Raw genomic sequence first — 25,040 nt, 5'->3', positions numbered from 1 at the left:
GATCTAGTTAATAGTTTATTTTTGGCAATCTGCTATTTTATAGCAGTTTCTTTTTGTAACCGCTTTCATCTTTTTGATAAGGGAGAATAATTATGTCTGAACAATTTGTTGCGGCAGATCATCCACACCGCCGCTATAATCCATTGATTGACCGTTGGGTGCTGGTTTCTCCCCACCGCGCAAAACGTCCGTGGCAAGGTCAGCAAGAGAAAAATGAAGAAGCGCAAAAACCAAGCTATGATCCTAACTGTTATCTTTGTCCGCGCAATAAGCGTATTACGGGTGAGCAAAATCCTGATTATCACAAACCTTTTGTCTTTAAAAATGATTTTTCTGCCTTGTTAGAACAAACGCCTAAGCCCGCACCTAGTGATGATCCATTGTTTCAAACCGCCGCGGCAGAAGGGGAAAGTCGTGTCATTTGTTTTTCACCTGATCACAGCAAAACCTTACCCTTACTGAGCGTAGAAGAAATTGCTGATGTGATTGATGTGTGGCAAGCTCAACTCAATGAGCTAGGTCAGCGTTACCCTTGGGTACAAATTTTTGAAAACAAAGGGGCGGCAATGGGCTGTTCAAATCCACACCCACACGGGCAAATTTGGGCGAATAGTTTTCTTCCCAATGAAGTGGCACAGGAAGATCTGGCCCAACAGCGTTATTTTGAAAAATACGGTTCAGTGCTATTGGTGGATTATGTACAACGGGAATTGGCACTAAAAGAGCGTATTGTGGTGGAAACCAAACATTGGGTTGCCCTTGTGCCTTATTGGGCGGTATGGCCATTTGAAACCTTATTACTCCCTAAACAACATCGTAAAAATTTTGCACAACTCAGCCCTGAGCAACAGCAAGATTTGGCACTTGCCTTGAAATTGCTGACCACCAAATATGATAACCTGTTTGAAACCTCTTTCCCTTATTCAATGGGCTTTCATTTTGCGCCATTTAATGGCAAAGAAAATGAACATTGGCAACTACACGCCCATTTTTATCCCCCATTATTACGTTCTGCTACGGTGCGAAAATTTATGGTGGGCTATGAAATGCTTGGGGAAAGCCAACGTGATCTCACCGCAGAACAAGCCGCAGAAAGATTACGGGCTTTAAGCGATATTCATTACAAATTACGCTAAATCAAAAGAAGGAGACAATCAATGACCCCACAACAACGTGCAGAACACTTATTTTCTGAAAAATTTCACCGCACTTTTGATCTCCGTGTTTATGCTCCCGGGCGCGTTAATATTATTGGTGAGCATACGGATTACAATGACGGTTTTGTGATGCCTTGCGCCATTAATTATGGCACGGCAGTATGTGGCGCAAAGCGTGATGATAGTTTATTTCGGGTTTATGCCGCTGATCTTGATGCGTTTGATGAATTTGATCTCGACAAGCCCATTGAAACAAATCCTGCACATAAGTGGACGGGCTATGTGCGTGGGGTGGTGAAATTTATTCAAGCGCAATGTCCTCATTTCCAGCAAGGGGCTGATTTGGTGATTAGTGGTAATGTGCCACTTTCCGCTGGGCTAAGCTCTTCCGCTTCATTGGAAGTGGCTATCGGCAAATTTTGCCAACAGCTTGCCCAGCTTCCGCTTAGCGATACTCAATTGGCGTTGATCGGTCAGCAAGCAGAAAACCAATTCGTTGGAGCGAATTGTGGCAATATGGATCAACTGATCTCCGCCCTTGGGCGAAAAGATCATTTACTGATGATCGATTGCCGCAGTCTTGAAACCCAACCCACACCTGTACCAAATGATGTAGCTGTGATGATTGTTAATTCTCACGTTAAACACGATTTAGTCGCCGGTGAATACAATACTCGTCGCACACAATGTGAAAAAGCCGCTGCGTTTTTTGGCGTAAAAGCCTTGCGAGATGTGTCAGTGGAACAGTTCAATAAAATGGAAGAAAAACTTACCGCACTTGATCCTATCGTCGCTAAGCGAGCCAAGCACGTTATTACTGAAAATGCCCGTGTGCTTGCTGCTGTTGAGGCTTTAAAACAAGGCGATCTCAGTAAACTGGGGCAATTAATGGCACAATCCCACGATTCAATGCGTGATGATTTTGAAATTACCGTGCCACAAATTGATTACTTAGTCGAACTCGCCCAACTTGCCGTTGGCAACACAGGCGGCGCGAGAATGACAGGGGGCGGTTTTGGTGGCTGTATTGTGGTGGTTGCGCCACAAGAAAAAGTTGCAGCGGTACGCCAACTTATTAGCGAAAATTATGAAAAACAAACAGGGCTAAAAGAAGATTTCTATGTTTGCACCGCCTCACAAGGGGTTTCAGTATGTTAAGACAATCGCACACCGGGCTTGCGCCAGATGGCAAGCCCTTTAAGCTATTTACGCTAACCAATCAACAAGGAATGTGCATTCAATTAATGGATTGGGGGGCGACGTGGCTCTCTTGTAAAATCCCCGTGAATAATCAATTACAAGAAGTACTACTAGGTTGCCATATACAGGATTATCTCACACAGCAAGCCTATTTAGGGGTAACGGTGGGGCGTTATGCTAATCGCATCGCCAATAGTCGCTTTCGCTTAAATGGTAAAACGATTTATCTTAATGCTAATCAAGGCAAACATCAACTTCACGGCGGTAAAGGGTTTGACAAAGGTCGCTGGCAAGTAGAAAAGTGCGGTGATAATTTTGTTCAATTTTCCCTTTTTTCTGCCGATGGCGATCAGGGCTTTGTCGGTAATTTACAGGTGAAGGTGAGTTATCGTTTAACTGAAAAAAATCAAGTACGTATTGAATTTGAGGGCATTTGTGATCAAGATACACCACTTAATTTAACCAACCACGCGTATTTTAATTTAGATGATGCCAGCGCTGGCGCAGATGTACGCCAACATTGGTTGCAACTTAATAGTGAGCAATTCTTACCGGTTGATCAACAAGGTATTCCGAATGCCCCTCTCAAAGCGGTGCAAGGCACAAGTTTTGATTTTCGCCAAGCAAAAATGATTGCTCAAGATTTTTTACAGCAAGAACAACGACTTACTAAAGGCTACGATCACGCCTTTTTACTCAATGGCACACAGCCTTGTGCCATATTGCATTCTAGTAATCGCCAAATTTCCCTTAGCGTTTCCACCTCGCAGCCAGCGTTACAAATCTACACAGGAAATTATCTAGCTGGCACACCAACTCGTTTAGGGAAAACTTACCAAGATTATCAAGGTATCGCCCTTGAACCAGAATGTTTGCCTGATACCCCTAATCATCCAGAGTGGCAAAAATACGGTGGAATAAGCAAGAAAAATCAGCCTTATCGGCAGTGGATTGTCTATGAGATAAACGTGAGCAATTAGAAAGGTAAAAGTTTGAATATCGTAAGTATAACGTTAGTTTAGCCATTACGCATTGAAAAGAATTTTGTTTAATAGAGAGAGTTTAGGCATTCATCGCTCAAAAATGAGAGGGAGGGTTGCGAGTTGCGCATTTTAATGCGGTTCAAGCTAGGATAATTTCCCATAATCCAGTACAATAGCCCCATTTCGTTTACTTAATTTGAATAAAGCTAGCCTATGAATACAAAATTTGATGTAAAAACCTTTCAAGGTATGATCCTTGCCCTACAAGCTTATTGGGCAGAGCAAGGTTGTACTATTGTGCAACCTTTTGATATGGAGGTGGGCGCGGGGACTTCTCACCCCATGACTGCATTACGTGCTATCGGGCCTGAGCCAATGGCATTTGCTTATGTGCAACCTTCACGCCGTCCGACAGATGGGCGCTATGGCGAAAATCCAAACCGTTTACAGCATTATTACCAATTCCAAGTGGTGATTAAACCTTCCCCTGATAACATTCAAGAGCTTTATCTTGGCTCATTAAAAATGCTTGGTTTTGATCCAACACAACATGATATTCGTTTTGTGGAAGATAACTGGGAAAACCCAACCCTTGGTGCATGGGGCTTAGGCTGGGAAGTATGGCTAAATGGTATGGAAGTCACCCAATTTACCTATTTCCAACAAGTCGGCGGTTTAGAATGTCGCCCTGTTACGGGTGAAGTTACCTACGGTTTAGAGCGTTTAGCGATGTATATTCAAGGCGTGGATAGTGTCTATGACTTGGTGTGGTCAGACGGTCCTTTAGGCAAAACAACTTATGGCGATGTGTTTCATCAAAACGAAGTAGAGCAATCCACTTACAATTTTGAATACGCTGATATTGATTTCTTATTCAACGCCTTTGAGCAATATGAAAAAGAAGCACAAGAGCTATTAGCACTGGAAAAACCATTGCCATTGCCTGCTTACGAACGCATTTTAAAAGCGGCACACAGCTTTAACTTGTTGGACGCTCGCAAAGCCATTTCCGTCACTGAACGCCAACGCTATATTTTACGAATCCGTGCTTTAACTAAAGGTGTGGCAGAGGCATATTATGCCAGCCGTGAGGCGTTAGGTTTTCCTGGTTGTAAAAAATAATTTTAGAGAATTAAGGAGAGGGAAAATGAAACTTTGGTATTCCACGACGAGTTCATTTGCTCGTAAAGCGGTTGCTACATTGAAATATCATCAACTTGAAGAACAAGTTGAATTATTGAGAATTACTAATTCATTTGATTCTAACTCTCCACATAATCAAGATAACCCGCTAGGGAGAATTCCTGCATTACAAATGGAAAATGGTGAATGGCTATTTGGTAGTTTGTTAATTAGCCAATATTTAGATAGCATAGGTTCACAACCAACATTATTTCCGATAAATGCTAAACGTTGGCAAGTCTTGCAGTTACATTCTTTAGTTGAAGGGATTTTAGAGAATACCACGCCAACCATTGTTGCCGAACGCCGTTTTCGTCCACAAAATGAATGGTGGACAAGCAGACATCAGCAATTAATGGAAAGAAATATTCGTACATTTAAGCAATTAGAACAGAAATTAGCAACATTTGGTGACGAAATTAATATCGGTACATTAAGTGCGGTGTGTTTAATTGATTGGTGGCAATTTCGCATAGATGGCACAGGTTTCAATTTAGTGCAACACTTCCCTAATTTAGTAGAATGGACGGCAGAAATGAATGAAAAATATATATTTTTACAAACAACAAAACCAACAATATAAGATTTTGTGTTAGGAGTAGCATATGACAAAACCCGTGTTATTTTTCGCCGAAACTTGCCCTGATACCGCCCCTTTTGTGGCACGCTTGCAAGAATTAGGTGTGCAATATGAAGCGGTGGAAATACAATCCTCATTAAGTAACCTCAAACGTTTTCTTGCTTTGCGTGATAGCCGTGCAGAGTTTGAAGCAGTGAAAGCGCGCGGATCGATTGGCATTCCTGCGTTGTTATTAGATAACGGCGATGTTGTGCTAGAGATTGACAAATTGGCTGATGTTTTGCGAAGTAAGTGATAGCTAAAAGTGCGGTAAGTTTTGCAGGAGTTTTAAATGAAAAAAGAAAACCACATAGCAATCAACGAACAGCAATTAGTGGGTGAAATTAGCCAACTTATTCAAACCAGTAAACAACGTGTTGCGGTAACAGTCAATGCGGAACTTACCTTACTTTATTGGCATATTGGACAGCGGATTAATCAACATATTCTCAATAATGAACGGGCTGAATATGGCAAGGAAGTGGTTAAAAATTTGTCTAAAAGCTTAACGGCGCAATTTGGCAAAGGTTGGGGACGATCTCATCTTAATTATTGCATCAAATTTGCCGAAACATTTGATGATTTGGAAATTGTCCACGCACTGCGTGGAAAATTAAGTTGGACACATTTCAAAGCATTAATTTATATTGATGAGCCTCTCAAACGCGATTTTTATGCAACGATGGCGGCACAAGAGCGTTGGAGTACAAGAACGCTAGAAGAGCGTATTGGTTCTTTGCTATTTGAACGCACGGCAATATCGAAAAAGCCTGACGAAACCATTAGCCAAGAATTAACCTTATTGAGAGAAAAAGGCGAATATAATCAGTCGCTTGTGCTGAAAGATCCGTATATCTTGGATTTTTTAGATCTCAATGATCGTTATTTAGAAAAAGATCTCGAAGATGCGATTTTAAGAGAAGTTGAACAATTTCTTTTAGAATTAGGGGCGGGTTTTACTTTTATCGCACGGCAGAAAAGAATTCAAATTGATAATGATGATTTCTATATTGATTTGTTGTTCTATAATCGTAAATTAAAACGCTTAATTGCCATTGAATTAAAAACCGAAGCGTTTAAACATTCACATAAAAGCCAAATGGAACTTTATTTGGCGTGGCTTGCGAAATATGAGCAAGAAGAAGGGGAAAATCCACCCTTAGGTATTATTTTATGCACGTCTAAAAAGCAAGAGCAAGTTGAATTATTAGATTTAAACCATTCGGATATTCATATCGCTGAATATATGACGGTGTTGCCGAGTAAAGAAATATTAGAGCAGCGATTGCATTTGGCGGTGGAAAGGGCGAAGCAAAGGTTTACAATAAATCCTAGCACTGACATACTAGGTTAAGTATAGTATTGTTGCTCTGTGATAAGCAAATAGGTGGTGGAACAACCGCACTATACGTAATCTCATACATAAGTATGAGGATATCAAGGTAAGATTTAGTAGTAGTGAATACGAAGTAAGATAGTAATTTATTAGGAGAAATTAAATGGCAGGTTGGGTGTATATTCTTTCAAATCCAGCAATGCAGAACTTGTTAAAGATTGGATATACAGATCGAGATCCTTTTGGACGAGCCAAAGAAATTAGTCAGGCTACGGGAGTACCTTTTGATTTTGTAGTAGATTATCAAATTTATGTATCTCACCCTTATGAAGTGGAACAAAAAACACATCGGCAACTTTCTAAATATAGAGTAAATAACAATAGGGAATTTTTTCAATGTAGCTATGAAGATGCTATATACGCAATAAAGGAAGTTATTTCTTTATGTGAGAAAGAAAATGATGAATTTGTCTTTGGATCAGAGGTCTTTTATAAGTTTGAGAAAGAAAAAATACTTTATGAATTAGATAAAAAAAGAAGACGACTAATTAAGCAAAAAGAAATACAAAGAAATCAGCTATTAGCGGATGCAGAAAAAAAATTCAATAACGATAAATTCTATTTGGAAAATAGTAAAAAAATAAAAGTACAAGAAATACATAAAAACCATAAAGAGTCTTTTTTCAGAAGGTTTGTGGTTAACTTGGCTCACTTGGTTACAATAATAATAGCGATAGTAACGTCTCTGGCTCTTATTGCTTTCGTTTTTTTGGGATTCACGATTGGCGAAGAGCTCGGAGTAGTATTTCTTTCTGTTGCCGTTTATGTATTCGTTTATGTATTGTACAAATTCTATAAATCCTATAAATCCAATTCTAGTCTTGGTTTTAGAATTGACAAAATGTTCGATGCTTATTTACATCAGAAATTAGAACAATTAGATAATGACTATAAAACTCAATTTGATAAATTAAATATTGACTATCAAAATACTGTACATCAGATACAAGAGAACACAAAATGACAACACAAAACTTCCTTGCCGAGATCGGCACTGAAGAGCTACCACCGAAGGCTCTGAAAAAATTAGCGGTGGCATTTAAAGACAACGTAGAGCAAGAGCTCACTCAAGCGGGTTTGGCGTTTGATACGGTTGAATGGTTTGCTAGCCCTCGCCGTTTAGCGGTGAAAGTGTTGGGGCTGGCGGAAGCGCAGCCAAACAAAGAAGTGGAAAAACGTGGGCCTGCGGTTACGGCGGCGTTTGATGCGGAAGGTAAGCCAACTAAAGCAGCAGAAGGCTGGGCGCGAGGTTGTGGCATTAGCGTGGATCAAGCGGAGCGTTTAGTTACCGATAAAGGCGAATGGCTGGTTCATCGTGCGGTGATTGAAGGTCAGCCTACCAAAAATCTTCTGCTTGGCATTATCAGCAATGCCCTTGCGAAATTGCCCATTCCAAAAACAATGCGTTGGGGCGATAAAAGCGAGCAATTTGTGCGCCCTGTGCATACCGTAACCCTATTATTTGGTGATGAGCTGATCGAAGGTGAAATTCTTGGTGTAGCCAGTGGTAAAACCATTCGTGGACACCGTTTCTTAGGTGAACAAGAATTTACCATTGACAATGCCGATCAATATCCTGCCATTTTAGAGCAAAAAGGCAGTGTCATCGCGGATTTTGAACGCCGTAAAGCGATTATTTTGGAAAATTCACAACAAAAAGCCACCGCACTTGGTGGTGTAGTGGATATTGAAGAAAGTTTACTTGACGAAGTTACCGCATTAGTAGAATTTCCAAATGTGCTGACCGCGAAATTTGAAGAACGTTTTCTTGCTGTGCCAGCAGAAGCCTTGGTTTACACAATGAAAGGGGATCAAAAATACTTCCCAATTTATGATAAAAACGGCAAATTATTACCGCACTTTATTTTCGTATCTAACATTAATCCAAACGATCCAAGCAAGATTATTGAAGGAAATGAAAAAGTAGTACGCCCACGTTTAACTGACGCAGAATTCTTCTTCAAAACCGATTTAAAACAGCGTTTAGAAGATAATCTACCTCGTTTGAAAACCGTCTTGTTCCAACAGCAGCTCGGAACGTTATTTGATAAAACACAACGTATTGAAAAACTGAGCGGTGAAATTGCGGCACAAATAGGTGCTGATGTAAGCAAAGCAGAGCGTGCAGGCTTACTATCAAAATGTGATTTAATGACCAATATGGTGTTTGAATTTACTGATACACAAGGTGTAATGGGAATGCATTATGCTCGTTATGATGGTGAAGATGAAGAGGTAGCCGTTGCGTTAAATGAGCAATATATGCCACGTTTTGCCGGTGATGAATTACCGCATTCCTTAGTGGCCTGTTCCGTGGCATTAGCGGATAAATTAGACACCTTAACGGGGATTTTTGGCATTGGTCAGCATCCAAAGGGCGATAAAGATCCATTTGCTTTACGCCGTGCGGCATTGGGTGTGTTACGTATCATTGTAGAGAAAAAATTACCTCTTGATTTAACCGATTTAGTGCAAAAATCTACCGCACTTTTCGGCGATAAATTAACCAATGGTAATGTCGTAGAGGATGTTGTGGACTTTATGCTAGGTCGCTTCCGTGCTTGGTATCAAGAAGAAGGCATTGCTGTTGATGTCATTCAAGCAGTACTTGCCCGTCGCCCTACCCGTCCTGCTGATTTTGATGCGCGAGTAAGAGCAGTGGCACATTTCCGTACCCTTGAGGCAGCGGAAGCCTTAGCCGCCGCGAATAAGCGTGTAAGCAATATTTTGGCCAAAGCAGAGGGTGAAATTGGTGAAATTCAGTTAGATCGTTGTGTTGAGCCAGAAGAAAAAGCATTAGCGCAAAGCGTACTCGCGTTACAAAGTGAAGTGCAACCACTTATTGCGGAGGGAGACTACGTGGCGGTGTTAGATAAATTGGCAAATTTACGCCAGCCAGTGGATAACTTCTTTGAGAAAGTGATGGTAAACGCCGAAGATCCACAACTTCGCCAAAATCGTTTAGCCATTCTGAAAACCTTGCAGGGGTTATTCTTACAAGTAGCAGATATTTCTTTATTGCAATAACTTGTCTTTTTAATGTCGCCCCGCTTTCTAAAGTGCGGGGCTTTTTTTCTAAATTTTTTAAAAAAATCACCGCACTTTAGATTATCCATAAGCAGGTTATATCCCTATCTTATTGATATTATAGATAAGAAATAAAAGGAATGTTTTCTGATGAGTGGGCGCTAATGACTTTCCGTAATGGATACTGATTCAGACTTTGGTAAAACTGTTCTAACGCATTATCAAGTAAATGTTTCAGTTGGCATTGAGGCTGTAATCCACATTTTGGTGAGAGGCAATTTACAAGGGGATCATTGCCTTGAAAAGTGCGTAGCATTTCACCGAGAGGAAGATCAAGCGTATTTTCTGCTAAGCGAATTCCGCCCCCTTTACCGCGACTAGTGATGAGCCATTGCTGTTTAGCCATAAAATGCACAATTTTCACTAAATGATTTTGTGAGAGTTGAAGCGCATTAGCAAGGCTTGCGATTGTGTGGCTTTGCGCTTGCTGACGAGCAAGGTAAATTAACACACGGAAACCATAATCAGTAAATTTATTAATTTGCATTTCAACTCCTTAGGTGGATTATTGTAGTCTATTTCACCACTTCTCGCTAGATTATCGCGTATTCATAAATAATCGCTTGCCAGCCTAACATTAAAAATGTATTTTAAATACATTTTTAATAAACGAAAAAGGAATGTTTATGTCATTAACAGCAAATCAAATTGAATTAGTGAAAGCGACTGTGCCAGTGCTACGTGAAAATGGTGTTGCACTGACTTCTTATTTTTACAACAGAATGCTGACCAATCACCCAGAATTAAAACAAGTATTTAATCTTGGTCATCAACGTAGTGGCGCACAAGCTCGTTCTTTAGCTAATGCGGTATTAGCTTATGCAGAAAATATTGAAAATCCCGCTGTGTTATTGCCTGCCGTTGAATTAATGGCACATAAACACGTGAGTTTGGATATTCAAGCACCTGACTATGCTATTGTAGGTAACAACTTACTTCATTCTATTAGTGAAGTGTTGCAAATTTCAATGGATGATCCATTAATTGAAGCTTGGACTGCGGCTTATAACCAATTAGCAGATATTCTGATTAGCACAGAAAAAGCCATTTATGATGAACACCAACAAACAAAAGGAAGCTGGTTAGGTTGGCGTAAATTTAAAATTGCGAAAAAAGTAGCAGAAAGCAGTGAAATTACGTCTTTTTATTTACAGCCTGTCGATGGGGGCGCATTGCCAACTTATAAAGCCGGGCAATATATTTCAGTGCGTGTTTTTGTCGAAGAATTAGGGTTAAAACAACCTCGCCAATATACGCTTTCAGATAATCCAAAAACAGATTATTTACGTATTTCTGTAAAACGTGAAGATCCAAAAGGTGAACTTGCAGGCGGTTGGGTTTCAAACACCTTGCATCAGTTAAAAGAAGGCGATGAGATTGAAGCCACCGCGCCAACAGGTAATTTCTTCTTGGTTGATAGCCATAAGCCGAATGTATTTATTAGTGGTGGTGTTGGCTTAACCCCTATGATTGCAATGCTTAACCAGCTTGTAGAACAAAATGTACCTGAAAAAGTAAGCTTTATCCACGCCTGTCGTAATGCTGATGTGCATGCTATGAAAAATCATATTGATAGTGTAAAAGCACAGTATCCAAATGTCAGTACGTTTACTGTCTATGAAGTGGAAGACGAACAAGCTGATGCAACAGGTCGTCTAAATTTAAGCCAAATTCCAACCGCACTTTTACCTAAAGAGGCGGATTACTATTTATGCGGTCCAATGGCATTTATGCAAGAGCAGAATAAGGCACTTCTTGCATTAGGTATTCCAGAAACTCAAATCTATATGGAAGCCTTTGGTACAGGTGGAATAAAACTCAATTAATCAATCTGTGAGGCTGAGGTTATACTCAGCCTCTGTTAAAATCAAACGGAGGGGCCTTCGATATGCCCTTGATCTAAATGAATCATACCTACTTCATTATTAGTGGCAACTTGGAAAGCCTGCCCGAATCCTTTAACAAAAAGCCCGTTTTGTGGAATTAAATGAAAAAGCGAAAAATCTTGCATTTTTATTAATTCATTCATTAATTTACCATGACGTTGCATTAATAAATCTGTACCTTGTTGCCATTCCTCTGACTCTCTTGGTATTTCAATGACTTCTGCATCAGCGGTTAAACGATGGCGAGCAAAAATTTGTCTACTATCTTGTTCATCTTCTATTAGCATAACGGAGACTTTACCATTTTGCTTTAAATTGCGAGCATGTTTTGCAATCGTAGAAATGAAAATATAATAGCCTTTCTCGCTTTCAGCAAATGGGGCATAGCTCGCATTCGGAATGCCGTCATTATCTACTGTCGCAAGTAATAACGTTTTACATTGTTGCTTGAGTGCTTTAATTTCTGGTTGTAAGCGATTATTTAAACGTTCTTGACGATCTAGCATAAAATTTCCTTATTTCTAATTTGGTTAAATTTTTTTACTTGATGAGCTAATAATTGGCGTTGTTCATCTCGACCTAAATAGATCTTAAACAAGACTTCTTGCTGTGCGGTAATAAATGCGATGGCATAACTTTCTTTGCCACGAAATGGCTTGCTTATCAATACAATATCAGTAATTTGTTGAAGTTTTAGATGACCATAGAGTGCAATATTAGGATTTTTAGGCATATTGAGATTAAAGTAGCCATATCCCTCTTTGCCAAGTGGGAATGTACCTTCAACTTCAAAAATTGAACCCGCTTTCTCAATAATAGTTACAACTTTTCCCCAAGAGTGAATTTCGGCCAGTAAAGCTTCAATATCTCCAGTGAAGAATGTAATAAATTCAGCAGGGAGGTGTTTGATAATTTCGCCCTCTTGACACTTAAATTTATCTGCCAAATCAAGAGTATGCAGGCTTGGTTCTTGCAAAAGAGCTTGTTCTATTTTTTGTTTTAATGTCATATATATCCTTTCTTTAGCTTAAAATTGGTAGCCAAGAGTGATTTTTATATTACGTCCCGGATTAGGCGTAAGGGCAAATGCTGGTGTATAAGCTTTATCGAAGAGATTTTCAATAGCGAAATCAATGCTTAGATTTTCCCATTCTCCTTGTTTTGGTGCATAGGTAGCATTGAGATCAATGAGTGTATAACTTGGATATGTATTTGTGTTATCGCGAGGTACTCGTTTCTGTGCAAAATAATGTCTTAACTCTGTACCAATGCTGAATTTATCCATAACAACCGTATAGCGAGTTCCGAGAGTAATACGATCGGCATTAATATTTTCTAATGCTTCGCCTGTTTGGCGATCTTTACCTCTTAGTAGCCCATAATTGGCATATATAGACCAGCGAGGGGTTTGATATTGACCGCTTATTTCTAATCCCCTCAATCTTGCATTTTGGACATTTCGATATTGGAAAGTTTTTGGTATGTTGCCCATTCTTCCAGTATATTCAATCACATCAAGATTGATAAAATCTTTAATATCGTTTTGGAAAAGTGCGGTAGAAAATTTTAATGAATCGTTATCTTGCCATAGGTTATCCCAATGAAGATTGATGTTTAATTCTTTATTTCGTGCAATTTCAGCCTTTAGATCGGGGTTAGCTTGGAATGTGGTAATTAACTGTCTATCATAGCCAAAGTGATAGCCTGAGATGTAGCGTTCTTGTAAACTTGGGGCGCGGAATGCCTCATTATATTTAACAGAGATATCTACCCAATTAGTTGGTTGATAACTAAGGGTAAGAGAGGGAGACCAATGTGTTTTACTATATCGTTCTCCTTGCTGCTCTTTGCTTTCGTAGGCATCAAATCTCACGGCAGGAGAAAATACCCAATGCTCATTCAATTTAATATGGCTAAGTAGATAAGTTCCCCAAACATTAGCTTTCGCATTATAAGCGTTAGGGCGATATTTTGCCGTTTTTAAATCATTAGCTAAACAACTATTTGTTTGTCTTAATAAACAATCGGTATTTAATGCTTCACGTTGCGTTTTAGCGTGATCCTGATAAAAATCAAGACCATAAATAAATGCAACACGCTCAAATTCAGAAGCATTCTGCAAATTAAAGCCCCAAGTTCGGTAAGATGTCGTATCATATGCGCCTGTTCGTTGGTTATTCTCTGTCTCTTTAGTGCGATTATGATATAACGTAAATCCAGCATTAATTAATCGTGAAGAAGGATTTAATAAATAATTTATTGCAAAGCTTGTATTGGTGATTTTTTGTTTCGCAAGATCTGTGGTTCCACCAGCTTTACTATAATCAACTTGCCCTCCTGTTCTAAATGTATTGGCAATATCATTATAAAAATCTTCGGGCGTGTAAGGAGAAGCCATTTCATTGTTGGCTGGTGCAAGCTGCTTGTTAATACTATGGCGAGCATTTAATTCCACTCGTTGCGCATCTGTGAGTTGCCAGCCCGCTTTAAGTAATCCACCTTGTTGAGTTAGCCCACTGTAGGGTAAATCTCCCAAATTTTGTCCTAAACGTATATCATTATTTTTATTATGAAAACCTTGAATTAAAAAATCCGCACTTTGATTGGCTGCATAAGCGGCTATTTGAGTTTCATTCATTGAGCTGGCTGATTGATACCCTTGTTTAATTAATGCTCCCCAGTACTCATTCGGTCGTAGTAAATCTAACGCACTTAAGCTACGTACTGAGACAACTCCGCCTAATGCCCCACTTCCCCATAATGTGCTAGCAGGGCCTTTTATAACTTCTATTTGAGAGAGGACATTGGGTGGTAAAAAGAATGAGCCTCTATGTTCTAAGTTAAAGTTTTGTCTCACTCCATCAACGACTTGAACCACCCGCGTACCACTCAATCCTCGAACATTTGGTTTTTGGGCTAATGATCTTACCCCTCCTTGAATAGATATATTTGGCGATTGCGAAACAGCTTGAGCAATAGAAGTTGCTTGGGATTGATTAAGCGTTTGGCGATCGAATAAAACGAAGTTTGCTTGTTTTTTAGCATATTCAGTAGGATCTCGTAATGCTGTAACGGAAATTTCATCGAGCTGTTCAGCATTTGACATTGAGGAAGTCAAGAGTGGTAATAATGCGAGAGATAGCGCGGAAAGATTTTTTTTCATCAGTTTGTCCTTTAGATTAATACGTTTCAACATTTTAAATGTGTAAAGCTACATTGCGATTAATATCTAAAACGCAAACATAGTATGTAGTTATGCTCAAAATGTCAATGCTATTGATAATGATTTTTATTTGAGTATAATCTAATGTATTACTTTTTATTCACATCATTAATATAGGATAATGAAATAATGCGTAATTCTTCTCTTATTTTACCTTTGCTTTCTTTCTCGTTATTTGCACAGGCACAGCAGCAGACATTTCAAGAGCAATTGCAAGAAGCCGGTGCGCTTTCCCAACAAATAAATCAACATCCCTCTCGTTTAGCGAAACCAACTGGGCAACTTTTCAATCAGCCTATCAAAATACATCAACAAAATGCGGATATGCTCCACTTTGAGTTAAAACAGATAACAATTAAACTTTTTAATCAAGATGGACTGCAAGAACCCATTCAACAAGATCTTTCATTTTTATTAAAACCTTACCTTAATCAAGCAATTACTTTAGTTGATCTTAATCAGCTTACCGATCAAATTACTCAATATTATCGAAAAAATAATTATCTAGTTGCCCGTGCTTTTATACCGCCTCAAGAGATTGAAAATGGGCAATTAATTATTGGTTTGATCGAAGGGAATATCGGTAAGATAACGATCGATAATCAAAGTCGATTATCTGAAAAATTTGTACGTAGAATGGCTAATACCAGTGTAAATAGTTTGCCTTATCTTGCACAAAATGAGGTCGAAAAATTGGCTTTACTTCTTAATGATATTCAAGGGGTTAGCTCTAAATTGAGTATTCAAGCAGGTGAACAAGCCGGAACGACAAATATGAATATCTTGTTGCAAAATGGCAAATCTTGGAAAGCCTATTTATTTGCGGATAACCAAGGTTCGGCACAAACGGGTGAGTATCGTTTGAGTGGAGGAATAAAAGGATTTAATTTAGCAGGATTGGGGGATGAACTTAATTTAAATATGTTGAGTTCTTATAAGGGAAAGCTAAGAAATGCACAAATTGATTATTCTGCGCTATTAGATGGTTATGGTACACGACTAGGGGCTTTTTTCTCTTATCTTGATTATAAGTTAGGGAAATCTTTTGCCGCATTGGGGGCAAAAGGGAATAACCAAAATATGGGGATTTATTTATTACATCCAACTATTAGAATGCCAAATTTACACATTAATACAAAATTAACACTTTCCCATAATCGTATTTTAGATAGCCAATCTCAGCCTCAATCTGTTGAGAATCTTACCAAAATTAATTTAGTTCGCTTTGATATGAATGGAGTCTGGAATAGCTTTGCTAAAGGAACAACCTATTTCAATCTTGGCGTCAGTATTGGTAAGCAACATAATCGTTCTACAGAGGCTATGCATAATCGTGCGCTGGATTGGAAAGAGAATAATAAATTTACTTTAACGAATATTGAATTGGGGCATGAACAACTTTTACCTTATGACTTTGCAATAGATCTTAATGTTAAAGCACAAATGACAGATAGAAATTTATCGTCAAGTCAAAAAATGTTATTAGGAGGACAAAATGCGGTTCGAGGATATCGTACAGGTGCTTTATCTCTAGCTGATGCCGTGGTTGGGCAGTTTAGCTTGAAGCATTATTATCCTATATTAAAAGAAAGTTTAGTGACTAGCTCTATTTTTTATGATATCGGCGCAGGAAGAAAGTATCACAATATTAATACATATGATCAACGTCCTGAAGAGACTAATCAGGTGAAATTGCAAAGCATTGGTACTGGCGTACAACTTTCTGCACCGAATGATTATGCTTTGACTTTTTATTACAGTAAACCTATTGGAAAAAAACTAGTAGGTGAAAAAGATCATCAATTAATGTTGTCATTATTAAAAATGTTTTAGTTTCAAAATCAGAGATAAATACTATTTAGGAGCAAAAAGATGAAATATTCGTTAAGTTTAATAACGCTTGCTGTTCTCTCTAATTCAGCATTAGCAAATTCAATAGAAGAAAATGCATTACCTAAAAACCATCATATTACGCAAGGGAGTGCTGAGATTTCTTCCAATGGAAATGCGATGAATATTAATCAACATTCTGATCGTGTATCAATTGATTGGGAAAGTTTTAACATTGGTAAACAGGCAAGTGTTACCTTTAAACAGCCAAATTCATCAAGTATTGCTTATAACAGAGTGACTGGTGCAGATATATCAACTATTCAAGGAAAACTGAATGCTAATGGGCGCGTGTTTTTGTCTAACCCAAATGGCATTATTTTTACGAAAGATGCTCAAGTTAATGTTGGCGCGTTGTTAGCGACGACAAAAGAGATTGAGAAACTCACTGAAAAACCAACTCGTAGCTATAGCAGAGATGAACTACGTTTTAAAAGAAAAAAACAGCAAGAAGGAGAAATTCGCAATGATGGAATAGTTCAAGCACAAGAGGCTATTTATCTTGTTGGTGACAAGGTTAAAAATAATGGAAAACTTGAAGTCATCGGCAAGCCTGAAGAGGTTATCCAATTAAGTTATTCAGGCAAAATAGATGGGATCAATGTTAAAAATAAAACAGTTTTTTTAGCTGCAAGTGATAATTTTGATTTTGATTTAAGTAATTTTAGTATTTCTCTCACTGGGAAAGACGTGGCGGGACTTATAGAAAATAATGGTGCAATTATTTCAAATGATCGCATTGTACTCACTGCAAAAGGCGAAGAACAGTTAAAACACGCTGCGGTGAATAATAATGGACTATTAGAAGCAAATAATATCACTATTGAAGGAGGAAAAATTGTTTTAACTGAACAATCGGATATTCGTTATGGCAAAACACAGCATAATGGTGCGGCACTGACTATAACTCAAATTGGGAAAGACAAGGATGCAGGTGTTAAAATTAGCGGAAAAATTACCGCACTTGCTAAAACAGATAAAGTGAAGGAATCCGTTTATGCCAATAATGATCGTTTTAAGGTAGGAAAATTAGTATTAGATGAAGATGGAAAGGTGCTTTATACCACAGATAAAAAAACGATATTAAAAGCAGAAAGTACACCAGAGGGGCTAAAAGCAGAAGATAGTAAAGTTTATGTTTATCGTAAAGATGGTGTATTAACGATTAATGCGATTGATGGAGGGTATGTTGTTGCTTCAGATGGTTGGAAACCTGAATCCAATAGTAAAATTGATGCCCTAAGATTGCCTTACAGCACTAGTAAAATTATGACAATTAGTTATAAAGAAAAAAATGGGGTATTTAGTGAATTAGAAATAACTCAAAATAAAACAGGGTTAGATCCAATTAATCAGCAGATTATTGATACCTTAAAAGAAAAAGTTGCTAATGGAGATTACTCATTTTTAGAGAATAAAAATTTAAATTCCCTTGTGGAATCAATCATCGATGAACAAAGACAAGCCTTAATTCAACGATTAGGTATTAGCAATGATCAATTATCCTTATTATCGAATGAACAACATGTAACGATTAATGGCAATGAATACAAAACAAACAGCTATTTATTAAAAGAGAATGTCGATAAAGTTTTTGAAAAATTACAAGAAAAAAATGCAGAAGTTAAACGAGAAGATATAACATTACTTGCATCACTACTTAATAATCGCCGTCAAGCAACTATCGCTGAAGACATATACAGAAGTAAATCTGGTTATATAAATGATGAGAAACAAGAAATCTATCCATTAGTAGTCAGCCAAACGCTTTCTGATAAATTAAAGCAAGATATTAAATTACCCCTGACGACTATCAGTGCTGAAGCACCAATAACGATTACAAATGCGACTTTTGATCATACTCAAAATGGACAGCATAATATGATGCTATTAGCAAACAACCGTACAACGCCATTAGATATTCACTTAAATAATGTAAATATTAATCTAGGGCAAGGTTCTTTTGGTATTGGAAGTCAATTTAAACCAGAAAGCTTAAAAGAGGATACCTTAATAATGAAAGAGGTTGATGGTAAATTACTGCAACTTTACAGTTTAACTGGAAATCCATCATTACAACAAAAAACCTTAAAAGAACTATTGCAAGATATAAAATTCTACGACTATGACTTGGAATTAACGACTAAGAACAACCAAAAGATTTCTGCACCAGAATTATGGAAACAATTTGTTGCAAATGCTGAATCTTTAGAAAATAAAAATTTAGATCAACAGAATTTTTATCAGTTTATTCAAACTGAATTTAATGAATATGCTAATAAACATTTAGCAACAGTTCTTCCTCAATTAAATATTCTTCTTCGTCGTTCAACTTTCTCAAATGGAAGCTCCATAAATTCATCGTGGACCAAGGTTGTTAAGGCAAAACAAACTAATGAAATAGCGGGTTTAAGTGCAACACAGAAAACGCCATTTAATGTTTCATTAAATCATGTCACATTTAATCAAACTAAAGATTTTATTATTGCTGATGGTTTTAAATCTGTCTTATTTGATCATGTAAAAACGAATGATGAATTTGGTCTTTATATTAACGCAGGTAATCAGCGTGTATATGCTGCAAAGGAAACCAATTTGTCTGAAAAAGTGAAAAAGAAAGGCTATGAATATCTTATTTCTGACCTTGAAGAACGCGTAATGCGTGGTAATTTTTCCGTACATAATGAACGTTATGGTTCAAATAGCGATCAAGCACTTAAATTGGCAAAACGTGAACTATCTACAGGTTTCGAAGATTGGGATGCCTCACTTTGGAATGAGCGCTCCCACATTGATGGAACAACTATTACTATTAGAAATAGCCAGTTAAATAGTCACGATGGATTTATGCATTTATTAGCAGAAAAAGTTGATATTCATAATAGTCATTTAGCTGTTGATTTTTCTCGCCAAATTACCGATAGTTTTATGCCCAAAGCAAGTAAAATTGCGATAAATGGTAAGCATATTCTATTAGATAATAGCCAATTATTTGTTAATGGTGCAGATAAATTACACATCTCCCCAGAACCTCAGGCAGCAAGTCTGTTCATTATTGGCAACTTGATTGGACGTAATAGTGAAATTTATGCGAAAAATCATCAATATTATACTTTTCGAACAAGTGGAAGAACCACATTAAGTGGTGAACATTCCCCTGAAGATCTCCGCATAACACTTATACATACAGGTTCATACCCTAAAGATAACGGATCAGTTTTTGGACCAAATCCAGCTGATTATCTTGTTGATAATATAGCATTTAATGTTGGCGATGTAATGCAAAGTGATGAACAAGGGAATGTGGTATCTAGTGCAAGGACAACACTTAAAAATCTTAAATTTAATATTTTCGCCCCTAATGGTGCGAGAGCATTTGAATCTTTTGATATTTCATCAAAAAGTTATCTTCCAAATATTAATGTTACGGATACAGCCAACTTTACCTATTTTGAACAGCCACGAGTTATTGCAAAATCAGCAAATGTTGTTAGTGGAAAAAGTAATGCAGTCAGTTTGCGCGATATGTTAAGAATAATCGATCGAATTCAAGGCATTCAGGCTTCTGATTTGGCTGGGCAACAAACGAGTAATCTAGATAATTTATCTTCTTTAGATTTAGCGGAAAAAATATGGGAAAAACAAACAATGAGTGAAGATAATACAGATGTAGAAATTTGTGAGGGCGAAGAAGGGAAAAAGACATGCAAGACACTAAATTCAAGTTCTCATGCCGAAGTGAGTGTTGGGGATATATTATAGTTAACTCACATTAAAATAATGTATAAAGCATCAATTTGAGCTACCTATTAGCCATCAAAAAAGGATTTTCCACTTAAAAGAAAATCCTTTTTTATACCATAAATAGAGATGCATATTATTCAGTGTTTGAAATACTCTCTTTAAACTTCCGTGTTTGTTTATCTGCTTTTGAGGAAGCGACAGTTTTTATGAGTAATACCGATACGCTTAAATACAGCTCAGATATGGTCATCAATCTCTTGCAGTATTTTGTTCTATCAATGTGATAAGTATCGGAATACGCTTCTGTATGCTAATGCCGTTTATCTGTATCTATCTGGATGTTTGTTGCACGTTGTTTGACTTGTGTTACATTGCCAACAAAACCGCATATGCATAGATATACCGCACTGTTTTGAGGTTTCCTCAAAGGTTAGGGGATTATGTTCTTTCATCGCCAATATTTTACGGTGGAAATCAAGTGAGTATTTTAGGGGGCTTGCATATCTAGATTTTGTTGGTGAATGATGTCATCAAATGGTATGCACCTATAATTATTCCCTTTCAAGAAGATTATTTAGAAAACACAAGTGCATTTCAGAATAATATAGCCAATCAATGAAAGAAAGGGGAAACAGAGGATAAATAAATCACGAAAGCTATTTCCTTGCTAGCTTAAATATATAAGGAACAGCTCAAAGGCGTTTTGTTTATAAGGAAAGTGCGGTGAAAAATTACCGCACTTTGTTTTTTCCTATGCTTTCTTATTTTAACGCGACTCTTGCGTTTCTGAATAATCGCATCCACGCGCCGTCTTCTGTCCAATCTTCAGGATACCACGAATTGGAAACTGCGCGGTAAACTCGTTCTGGGTGTGGCATCATAATGGCGACACGTCCATTGCGGTTGGTGAGTGCGGTAATACCATCCACGGAACCATTTGGGTTGGCGGGGTATTGGGTGGTTGGGATTAGATCATTATCAATATATTGTGCAATAATCAAATTTTGTTCACGCAACATAGCAAGTTGCTGATCATTTTTGAACTCTACACGTCCCTCACCGTGAGAAACCGCGATTGGCATATGAGAACCAGCCATTCCGTTAAACCACAGTGAAGCCGTCTCATTGATGCGAACCATTGCGACGCGCGCTTCAAAACGTTCCGATTGGTTACGCACAAAACGTGGCCACGCTTCTGTTCCCGGGATAATTTCAGCTAAGTTAGCGAGCATTTGGCAACCATTACATACCCCGAGTGCAAGGGTATTTTCACGAGCAAAGAAAGTGGCAAATTGATCGCGAAGTGCGGTGTTAAATAGGATAGATTTTGCCCAGCCACCGCCTGCGCCTAACACATCACCGTAAGAGAAGCCACCACAAGCCACAAGCGCTTGGAAGTCTTTCAAATGATGGCGTTGATGTTGCAAATCGCTCATATGCACATCAATGGCATCAAAGCCTGCACGGTCAAAGGCGGCGGCCATTTCATAATGGCTGTTTACGCCTTGCTCACGTAAAATGGCAATGCGTGGACGTACACCTTTGGCGATATAAGGTGCCGCAATGTCTTCATTCACATCATAAGTTAAAGACACGGAGAAGCCTTTGTCATTTGGATTTTTCTTCGCGGCAAATTCTTGATCGGCACATTCTGGATTATCGCGCAATGCCTGCATTTTGTGGGTCAATTCTGCCCAAATGCCACGCAGTTCAGAACGGGTTTCTTTCAATAACACTTTCGTGCCACGCGTGATTTCAAATTGATTGTTTGCGGTTACCGTGCCAAGTTCTTTCAGTAGATACAGTACACCATTTTGCTCGAAAGCCTGACGAACAGCGGGCAAATCACTGTCTTTCACTTGGATCACCGCGCCTAATTCTTCATTAAACAATACGGCAAGATCGTTATCGCCTAACGCACTAATATCTACGGATACGCCACAATGCCCTGCAAACGCCATTTCGGCAAGGGTGATAATCAATCCGCCGTCTGAACGATCGTGGTAAGCCAGCAATTTTTGTTCATTCACAAGTTGTTGCATTGCATTGAAGAAGCCTTTCAGGCTTTCCACATTTACCACATCCGCTGGCTTATCACCTAATTGTTTATAAACCTGTGCCAATGCGGTTGTGCCTAAGCGATTTTTCCCTTCGCCTAAATCAATCAAGAATAAACGGCTGCTGCCTTTGTCGGTGCGTAATTGTGGGGTGACGGTTTTGCGTACATCCTCCACCCGAGCAAACGCACTGATCACTAAAGAAAGGGGGGCGGTGACGGATTTTTGTTCACCATTTTCCTGCCAAGTAGTTTTCATTGACATTGAATCTTTCCCCACGGGAATGGTCAAGCCTAATTGCGGGCAAAGTTCTTCTCCTACGGCTTTGACGGCTTCATAAAGCCCGGCATCTTCGCCCGTATGCCCTGCGGCAGACATCCAGTTAGCAGAAAGTTTAATGCGTTTAATATCGCCAATATCCGTTGCGGCAATATTGGTGAGGCTTTCTGCTACGGCTAAACGCGCAGAAGCAGCGAAATCTAACAATGCCACAGGGGCGCGTTCACCCATTGCCATTACTTCACCGTGATAGCTATCTAATGCCGTCGTCGTGACTGCGCAGTCTGCTACGGGGATTTGCCAAGGACCAACCATTTGATCGCGCGCTACCATACCCGTTACGGAGCGATCACCAATGGTGATTAGGAAGGTTTTCTCTGCCACCACAGGTAAACGTAATACGCGGTGTAACGCTTCTTTTAACTCAATATTTGAGTGATCTAGTGGTGGATTATGCACGTGCTTAGAGGCAACATCGCGCGTCATTTTTGGTGTTTTACCAAGCAACACATTCATTGGTAAATCAATCGGCTCATTATGGAAATGATCATCGTGTAAGGTAAGATGCGCTTGTTCTGTCGCTTCACCAATCACGGCAAATGGCGCACGTTCACGCTGACAAAGTTGCTCAAATAATGCTAATTTATCTGGCGCAACAGCAAGCACATAACGTTCTTGCGATTCGTTACACCAAATTTCCAACGGCGACATTCCTTTTTCATCACATAAAATATCACGCAATTCAAAGCGTCCGCCACGCCCCCCATCGTGAACTAACTCTGGCATTGCGTTAGACAAACCGCCTGCGCCTACATCGTGGATAAACAAAATCGGGTTATCTTTACCCATTTGCCAACAGCGATCGATCACTTCTTGGCAACGGCGTTCCATCTCAGGATTATCACGCTGTACGGAAGCAAAATCTAAATCTTCCTTCGATTTGCCTGATGCCATTGAAGAGGCCGCACCACCGCCTAAGCCAATATTCATTGCTGGCCCACCAAGTACAATCAATTTTGCGCCCACAGGGATTTCACCTTTTTGCACGTGTTCTGCACGGATATTCCCGATACCACCTGCGAGCATAATAGGCTTGTGATAGCCACGCACTTCTTCGCCATTAAAGCTGTTTACTTTTTCTTCATAAGTACGGAAATAACCAAGCAAGGCTGGACGACCAAATTCATTATTAAATGCCGCACCGCCTAAAGGCGCTTCTAGCATAATATCTAATGCAGAGGCGATTCGATCAGGTTTAGATAGCGCGGTTTCCCACGGTTGCTCAAAATTTGGAATGATCAGATTTGAAACAGAAAACCCTACTAATCCTGCTTTTGGTTTAGCGCCTCGCCCTGTTGCCCCTTCATCACGAATCTCGCCACCAGATCCCGTTGCCGCCCCCGGGAAAGGGGAAATTGCCGTTGGGTGGTTATGGGTTTCGACTTTCATTAAAATATGCGCATCTTCATTATGATAACGATATTGCCCATCTTGATCTGGGAAAAAGCGTCCAACGTTTGAGCCTTCCATTACCGCGGCGTTATCTTTATACGCTGAAAGCACATAATCTGGGGTTTTCTCAAAGGTATTTTTGATCATTTTGAACAAGGATTTTTCTTGTTTTTCACCATCAATGATCCAATCGGCATTAAAAATTTTATGGCGACAATGCTCCGAATTGGCTTGCGCGAACATATAAAGTTCTACATCAGTCGGATTACGCCCAAGTGCGGTGAAATTTTCCACTAAATAATCAATTTCATCTTCTGCCAATGCCAACCCCAGAGACACATTTGCTTGCGCTAATGCATTGCGCCCACCAGCCAAAATATCCACTCGGGTAAAGGGTTTTGGTTGCTGTTGCTGGAATAGCACTTCGGCTTCTTGTGGCGTGCGGATTACCGTTTCCATCATTCGGTCATAAATATGGCTAACAAGCTGGGTTTGCTCTTGCTCATTTAAAGTACGTTCTAACTCAAAATAAAACGCTAATCCGCGCTCTAAGCGTAAAACTTTATTTAAACCGCAGTTGTGTGCAATATCAGTGGCCTTTGACGACCAAGAAGAAATCGTGCCAACACGAGGGATAACAATAAAACATTCCCCTTGTGGTTCGTGCTGTGCCAAGTTTGGACCATAATGTAATAATTGGGTTAATTCTTGCTCTTCAAGCGTATTCAATGCTTCACTGAGTTCTGCAAAATGTTGATATTCTGCATAGCAAGATTTCACTGGAAGTTGTGCTTGTTGAAAGCGTTGGACGAGTTGATTTAAACGGAAAGGCGAAAGGGCTGGAGAGCCACGAAAAATCTGCAACATAGACTTACCATTGGTTAG

The 25,040-nt window shown here is 39.0% G+C and carries 17 protein-coding genes; 12 read left to right on the top strand and 5 right to left on the bottom strand.

The annotated features are described in order from the left end of the window. Positions 1-92 precede the first annotated feature (92 nt). From galT to glyS, 9 genes are all read left to right on the top strand, one after another. Positions 93-1,136 carry a galactose-1-phosphate uridylyltransferase gene (galT, locus tag L5B83_RS03235; RefSeq protein ID WP_265777565.1) on the top strand — a complete coding sequence of 348 codons (1,044 nt, stop codon included), beginning with the start codon at positions 93-95 and terminating at the stop codon, positions 1,134-1,136. Between the two features lie 21 nt (positions 1,137-1,157). Then, positions 1,158-2,315 carry a galactokinase gene (gene galK, locus L5B83_RS03230; RefSeq protein ID WP_265777564.1) on the top strand — a complete coding sequence of 386 codons (1,158 nt, stop codon included), beginning with the start codon at positions 1,158-1,160 and terminating at the stop codon, positions 2,313-2,315. Next, entirely contained in the window at positions 2,309-3,337 is a 1,029-nt protein-coding gene (galM, locus tag L5B83_RS03225; protein ID WP_265777563.1) for a galactose-1-epimerase, read from the top strand. The genes galK and galM overlap by 7 nt, the downstream gene beginning before the upstream one ends. 216 nt (positions 3,338-3,553) lie before the next feature. Then, the gene (glyQ, locus tag L5B83_RS03220; RefSeq protein ID WP_250351585.1) at positions 3,554-4,462 is read left to right on the top strand and encodes a glycine--tRNA ligase subunit alpha; all 909 of its coding nucleotides are present in this window, start codon (positions 3,554-3,556) and stop codon (positions 4,460-4,462) included. 25 nt (positions 4,463-4,487) lie between these two features. Next, positions 4,488-5,105, top strand: coding sequence for a glutathione S-transferase family protein (locus L5B83_RS03215; protein WP_265762780.1), 618 nt, complete (start codon positions 4,488-4,490; stop codon positions 5,103-5,105). 22 nt (positions 5,106-5,127) lie between these two features. Next, positions 5,128-5,397, top strand: a complete 270-nt coding sequence (locus tag L5B83_RS03210; protein ID WP_265777562.1) for a hypothetical protein — start codon at positions 5,128-5,130, stop codon at positions 5,395-5,397. A gap of 36 nt (positions 5,398-5,433) precedes the next feature. Then, positions 5,434-6,495, top strand: a complete 1,062-nt coding sequence (locus L5B83_RS03205) for a PDDEXK nuclease domain-containing protein (protein WP_265777561.1) — start codon at positions 5,434-5,436, stop codon at positions 6,493-6,495. A gap of 145 nt (positions 6,496-6,640) precedes the next feature. Further along, positions 6,641-7,501 carry a GIY-YIG nuclease family protein gene (locus L5B83_RS03200; protein ID WP_265777560.1) on the top strand — a complete coding sequence of 287 codons (861 nt, stop codon included), beginning with the start codon at positions 6,641-6,643 and terminating at the stop codon, positions 7,499-7,501. Further along, the gene (gene glyS / locus L5B83_RS03195) at positions 7,498-9,564 is read left to right on the top strand and encodes a glycine--tRNA ligase subunit beta (protein ID WP_265777559.1); all 2,067 of its coding nucleotides are present in this window, start codon (positions 7,498-7,500) and stop codon (positions 9,562-9,564) included. The genes L5B83_RS03200 and glyS overlap by 4 nt, the downstream gene beginning before the upstream one ends. Positions 9,565-9,682: 118 nt before the next feature. On the opposite strand, the gene L5B83_RS03190 is transcribed toward glyS, so the two are convergent. After that, the gene (locus L5B83_RS03190; protein ID WP_265762776.1) at positions 9,683-10,111 is read right to left on the bottom strand and encodes an RrF2 family transcriptional regulator; all 429 of its coding nucleotides are present in this window, start codon (positions 10,109-10,111) and stop codon (positions 9,683-9,685) included. Positions 10,112-10,250: 139 nt separating this feature from the next. On the opposite strand from L5B83_RS03190, the gene hmpA reads away from it, so the two are divergent. Beyond that, positions 10,251-11,450 carry an NO-inducible flavohemoprotein gene (gene hmpA, locus L5B83_RS03185; protein ID WP_265777558.1) on the top strand — a complete coding sequence of 400 codons (1,200 nt, stop codon included), beginning with the start codon at positions 10,251-10,253 and terminating at the stop codon, positions 11,448-11,450. Between the two features lie 41 nt (positions 11,451-11,491). On the opposite strand, the gene hutZ is transcribed toward hmpA, so the two are convergent. The 3 genes from hutZ to L5B83_RS03170 are packed head-to-tail and all read right to left on the bottom strand — an operon-like array spanning position 11,492 to position 14,673. Beyond that, complete coding sequence (gene hutZ / locus L5B83_RS03180) at positions 11,492-12,016, bottom strand: heme utilization protein HutZ (protein ID WP_265777557.1); 525 nt, start codon at positions 12,014-12,016, stop codon at positions 11,492-11,494. After that, positions 12,010-12,519 (bottom strand): heme utilization cystosolic carrier protein HutX, encoded by a 510-nt coding sequence (gene hutX / locus L5B83_RS03175; RefSeq protein WP_265777556.1) that lies wholly within the window; start codon positions 12,517-12,519, stop codon positions 12,010-12,012. The genes hutZ and hutX overlap by 7 nt, the downstream gene beginning before the upstream one ends. Positions 12,520-12,537: 18 nt before the next feature. Continuing rightward, entirely contained in the window at positions 12,538-14,673 is a 2,136-nt protein-coding gene (locus tag L5B83_RS03170; RefSeq protein ID WP_265777555.1) for a TonB-dependent hemoglobin/transferrin/lactoferrin family receptor, read from the bottom strand. A 189-nt stretch (positions 14,674-14,862) separates the two neighbouring features. On the opposite strand from L5B83_RS03170, the gene L5B83_RS03165 reads away from it, so the two are divergent. Both L5B83_RS03165 and L5B83_RS03160 read left to right on the top strand, forming a co-directional pair. Continuing rightward, positions 14,863-16,566, top strand: coding sequence for a ShlB/FhaC/HecB family hemolysin secretion/activation protein (locus tag L5B83_RS03165; RefSeq protein ID WP_265777554.1), 1,704 nt, complete (start codon positions 14,863-14,865; stop codon positions 16,564-16,566). Positions 16,567-16,605: 39 nt separating this feature from the next. Continuing rightward, a complete protein-coding gene (locus tag L5B83_RS03160) occupies positions 16,606-20,385 on the top strand; it encodes a two-partner secretion domain-containing protein (RefSeq protein WP_265777553.1) in 3,780 nt (1,259 codons plus the stop codon). A gap of 743 nt (positions 20,386-21,128) precedes the next feature. Here L5B83_RS03160 and purL read toward each other — a convergent pair. Beyond that, on the bottom strand, positions 21,129-25,022 hold the full coding sequence (gene purL / locus L5B83_RS03155) for a phosphoribosylformylglycinamidine synthase (RefSeq protein WP_265777552.1): 3,894 nt from the start codon (positions 25,020-25,022) through the stop codon (positions 21,129-21,131). Between the last annotated feature and the right edge of the window lie 18 nt (positions 25,023-25,040).

Source organism: Avibacterium sp. 21-599, from assembly GCF_026226765.1.
Lineage (GTDB): Bacteria > Pseudomonadota > Gammaproteobacteria > Enterobacterales > Pasteurellaceae > Avibacterium.
The sequence above is the reverse complement of the archived record's forward strand: the minus strand, read 5'-3'. Positions and strand labels throughout refer to the sequence as shown.